This window comes from Actinomadura sp. KC345 (genome assembly GCF_004348515.1).
In the GTDB taxonomy this organism is placed as follows: domain Bacteria; phylum Actinomycetota; class Actinomycetes; order Streptosporangiales; family Streptosporangiaceae; genus Spirillospora.
Genome location: NZ_SMKH01000448.1, coordinates 1 through 4,588, shown reverse-complemented (window position 1 = coordinate 4,588; position 4,588 = coordinate 1). Strand labels below are relative to the sequence as shown.

Genomic DNA, 4,588 nt, shown 5'->3' with positions numbered 1-4,588 from the left:
GAGGCCCGCCCGCCCGCGGGCACCGAGCGGCCGCGTGGCGGACGCCTGGGGACGTTCGCGCGCGGCCGGTGGCTCCGCACGATCCCGGGCCGCATCCGCACGCACGTCGTGCTGACCCTGGTCGCCATCCTGGCCCTGCTGGCCGTGCTGACCGTGGCGATCGGGAACGCGCGCGACTCCGTCCAGACCATCGGCCACGACGCGGGCCCGCAGGTCGTCGCGACCGGCACGCTGTACTTCGCGCTCAGCGACATGGACGCGCAGGTCTCCAACATCCTGCTGATCGGCCGCGACCACGACCTCGGCATCGGCCACGACCGGTCGCTGCAGGTGTACGAGCAGCGCCGCGCGGAGGCCGACGCGGCCGCGGTGCAGGCCGCGCAGCTCGCCGGCAGCGACGCGGCGCTGCGGCGCACCGTCCAGGAGGTGCTGGACGGCCTCGGCAAGTACGAGCGGCTCGTCGGGCGCGCCATGGAGCTCGACGCGCAGGCCGGCCACGCGCCGGGCCAGCCGCCGCAGGAGGTCGTCGACGCCTACCGGGAGGCGACGGACCTGATGAAGCTCCAGCTCCTGCCCAAGGCGTACAACATCACGCTCGACACCGGGGCCCAGGTCCGGCAGCAGTACGAGGAGAAGCGGTCGGCGGTGCTGGCGGGACGCACGTGGGTCGCCGTGACGGGCCTCGTCGTGCTGCTCCTCCTGATCGCGACGCAGCTCTACCTCGGGCGGACGTTCCGCCGCGTCCTCAACCCGGCGCTGGTCCTGGCGACGCTCGCGACGCTGGCACTCGCCGGCGTCGGGGCGGGCCTGCTGACCGCCCAGGCCGGGCACATGAAGAAGGCCAAGGAGGACGGCTTCGACTCCATCCTCCAGCTGTCCAGGGCCCGCGCGATCAGCCACAGCGCGTTCGCCGACGAGAGCCGCTACCTCCTCGACCCGGGACGCGCCGACACCTACGAGCAGACCTACCTCGACAAGTCGCTGTCGGTGATCCAGCCGGACATCGGCGACAAGCCGGTGAATCTGGAGAACTACTACGCGGGGCTTGAGGAGAAGCTCGGCCCGTACAAGGCCGGCCAGGGGGAGGTCCCGTTCCTCGGCTTCTTCGGGGACGAGGCGCGCACCGTGGAGCCCGGCGGCCGCGAGGCCGCCGCCCTGCGGAAGACGCTCCAGGCGTACCGGGCCGTCCAGCGCAACGACGCGCGCATACGGCGGCTCGCGTCGTCCGGCGACCGGGGAGCGGCCGTCGACGCGCGGATGGCCTCCACCGCCATCCGCGACTTCGGCTCCTACGACGCGGCGCTGGGCGAGCTGACCGCCGTCCACCAGGACGCGTTCGACGACGCGATCCGGGACGCCGACGGCGGGCTGCGCGGCTGGAACGCCGTCCCGGCCGCCGGTGCGGCCGTCATCGTCCTGCTGATTCTCGTCGGGGTCCGTCCCCGGCTGGCCGAGTTCCGCTGAAGGAGACGAGCATGCGCGTCACCCGCGCCGCCGCCGCGGCGGCCGCTTTCCTGGCCGCCGCGGCCGGGCTGTCGGCCTGCGGTCTCGGCGGCACCGAGGAAGAGACCGTGGCCGACAAGCAGTCCCTGGTCATCGGCGTGAAGGAGGACCAGCCCGCCCTCGGCGTGAAGGGCCCGGACGGGACGTACAAGGGCTTCGACGTCGATGTCGCCACCTACATCGCGGGCAAGCTCGGCATCCCGGAGAGCCGCCTCACGTTCAAGACGACGAACTCGTCCGTCCGGGAGGAGGCGCTGGCCAACGGCACCGTGGACATCATCGTCGCGACGTACTCGATCACGGCGACGCGCAAGATGAAGGTCACCTTCGCGGGCCCGTACTACGTCGCGCACCAGGACACGTTCGTCCGCGCCGACGACACCTCGATCAACGACGTGCGCGATCTGAAGGGCAAGCGGATCTGCGCCGTGACCGGCTCCAACTCCTGGCGCCGCGTCATCGAGGAGCGCAAGGTGGCCGCCGAGCCCGTCACCGTCGACACCTACGGGGCCTGCATGGACGCGCTGGCCGGCGGGAGGCTCGACGCCGTGTCGACCGACGACCTCATCGTCGCCGGCTTCGCCGCCGGCCGTCCCGGCCGCATGATCAACGCGCCGTTCACCGACGAGAAGTACGGCGTCGGCATCAAGAAGGGCGACCTGAAGGGCTGCGAAGAGATCAACCGCGCCATCACCGCCATGTACCAGGACGGCACGGCCAAGCGCCTGCTGGACAAGTGGTTCGGCGACTCGGGCCTGAAGCTGACCACCAGCGTCCCCCAGTTCGAGGGCTGCAAGTGATACCGCAACCCCGCGACAAGCCGTCAAGGCGAGTTCGGAGCGATGCGGCGATCGCCGGCGTGTCAGGGGGTCGTGGACGAGGGGAGCGCGACGATGGCTTCGCGGAGCGTGTCGTAGATCGGGATGAACTTGTCGATACCGGTGATGCGGAAGACCCGCTGGACGCGCGGCGGCAGCGCCACCAGCGCGACGACGGTGCCGTGCTCACCCGCGCGGCGGTTGGCGGCGACGATCGCGTTGAGGCCGGTGGAGTCGCAGAACGTGACCTCGCGCATGTCGATGACCATGGGCTCGCCGGACTCCACGACCTCGAACAGGGCCTCTTCGAAGCGCGTGCGGGACACCACGTCGATGTCGCCGTGCACGCGTACGAGCGTGCACCGGTCGTCGCGCATCAGGTTGATGTCGAAGTCCATGGTCACCTCACGCCCCATCCGGTGGTCCCCGGCCATCTCAGGTGACTCCTCAGGATTGCGCACCCGTGCCCGCATTCCAAGCACTTCCCGGGAAAAGGACCAGGTCGCCCACGGGTGTGCCCCGGACCGTAACATGCCCGAGACGGCCGTCCGGTCTGCTCTGTAGACCCTACCCGACGGATCGTCCGAAGCGTCCGGCCGCGTCCCGGGACCTCCGGGAAACGGGGCAATAACTTACTGAAGAGAAACTTACTGAATAGTAGAAATGGCTCATAAGGCCGTCCGGACCGGCCTTGACCTGCGGTTGGGTAATTCTCGACCTGACCGGCGAACGGAAAGGCGGACGCTGACCGAGGCGCGGATCGGCGCAGAGGTTACAGTGTCGGTGGCGAATTCAGGAGGCTGGGTGTTCTACACGTTCATGACGCGCGTGGTGCGTCCGATCCTCTGGCTGCTTTTCCGTCCGCGGGTCGTGGGCGGGGAGAACGTGCCGAGCTACGGGCCGCTCATCGTGGCGAGCAACCACCTGTCGTTCATCGACAGCTTCATCATCCCCCTGGCCGTCCCGCGGCCGGTCACCTACATCGCCAAGGCGGACTACTTCGAGGGCGGCGGCCTCAAGAAGGGCTTCGTCCGCTGGTTCCTCACCAACCTCGGACACGTCCCCGTCCGGCGCGGCGCCCGGCGCGCCGCGATGGGCGCGCTGGAGCAGGCCGCCGAGGTCCTGGAGAACGCCGGCGCGTTCGCGATCTACCCGGAGGGCACCCGCTCCCCGGACGGGCGGCTCTACCGCGGCCGGACGGGGATCGGCTGGCTCGCGCTGGAGTCCGGCGCCCGCGTGCTGCCCGTCGCGCTGGAGGGCACCGAGAAGATCCAGCCGATCGGCGCGCCCTTGCCGCGCGTGTTCGGCCCCCGCCCCACCGTGCGGATCGGTCCCCCGATGGACTTCTCCCACTACCGCGACATGCCGCCCGCCAAGGCCCGCCGCGCCATCGCCGACGAGATCGTCGAGACGATCCAGAAGATGTCCGGCCAGGAGTACGCCGCCGAGTACAACGACCGGGTGGGAGAAGCCTGACCGTCCCCCTGTGAGGGACGGCCCCGGAACGGCCCGGTTCGCCCGGAACGCGTGTCGTCCCGGGCGGCCCGCACCCTCCGCGCCGTAGGGTCACCGCCATGGCGCACAGGCTCCTCCCGATCGTCCTGCTGTCGACGGCCGCCGCGGTGACGGCGTGCGGCGGCGGCGGGGAAAGCGCCCGCCCCGTCCACGGCACCGCCCCCGCCGAGGTCGCGGGGGTGGGCTACACCTCCGACCAGCTCGCGCAGGCGCTCCTCACCGAGCTGCCCGGCTACCGGAAGGCCGGGGAGCCGGATTCGGGCTCCTACGGCACGCTCAAGGCCATCCAGAACGCCGCCAGGCTCCAGCGGCAGGCCGTCCTGGACAAGCCCCGCTGCGGGACGGGCCAGCCGGGGGGCACCGTGCCCGCCGACGTCCCCGCGGCCCTGGTCACGTTCGCCAAGCAGGGCCAGAGCGTCACCCAGACGCTGATGGGCATGTCCGCCGCCGACGCCGAGAAGCAGGTGAACGCCCGCGTCCCCGCCGGCTGCCTGAGTTTCCGCACCAAGGTCGGCTCCCAGTGGTCCCAGCACCGGGTGACGGAAGGGCCCAGGGGCGACATCGGCGAGGGCTCCCGCGCCGTGGGCGTGGTCACCACCACCGGCGACACCCGCACCCGCACCTGGTACGTCGTCTTCCGCGGACGCCAGTACCTCACCACGGTCACCGTCTTCGGCCCCCAGGCCACCCGAACCGAAGCCGAAGCCCTGGCCCGCCGCTCCCTAACCCAGACCACCCGCATCCTCCCGTAA

5 protein-coding genes are annotated in these 4,588 nt (G+C 71.1%); 4 read left to right on the top strand and 1 reads right to left on the bottom strand.

What is annotated here, in order from left to right; genetic code table 11:
• On the top strand, positions 1-1,464 hold a 1,464-nt coding region (locus E1281_RS37775), incomplete at its 5' end, for a hypothetical protein (protein ID WP_347813338.1).
• 11 nt (positions 1,465-1,475) lie between these two features.
• On the top strand, positions 1,476-2,303 hold the full coding sequence (locus tag E1281_RS37770) for a glutamate ABC transporter substrate-binding protein (RefSeq protein WP_131884500.1): 828 nt from the start codon (positions 1,476-1,478) through the stop codon (positions 2,301-2,303).
• A 62-nt stretch (positions 2,304-2,365) separates the two neighbouring features.
• Here the strand turns inward: E1281_RS37770 and E1281_RS37765 are convergent, their stop codons facing one another.
• Entirely contained in the window at positions 2,366-2,755 is a 390-nt protein-coding gene (locus E1281_RS37765) for an STAS domain-containing protein (protein ID WP_243717780.1), read from the bottom strand.
• A 370-nt stretch (positions 2,756-3,125) separates the two neighbouring features.
• On the opposite strand from E1281_RS37765, the gene E1281_RS37760 reads away from it, so the two are divergent.
• Together E1281_RS37760 and E1281_RS37755 are read left to right on the top strand one after the other, a co-directional pair.
• A complete protein-coding gene (locus E1281_RS37760) occupies positions 3,126-3,797 on the top strand; it encodes a lysophospholipid acyltransferase family protein (protein WP_131884501.1) in 672 nt (223 codons plus the stop codon).
• A gap of 98 nt (positions 3,798-3,895) precedes the next feature.
• A complete protein-coding gene (locus E1281_RS37755) occupies positions 3,896-4,588 on the top strand; it encodes a hypothetical protein (protein WP_131884499.1) in 693 nt (230 codons plus the stop codon).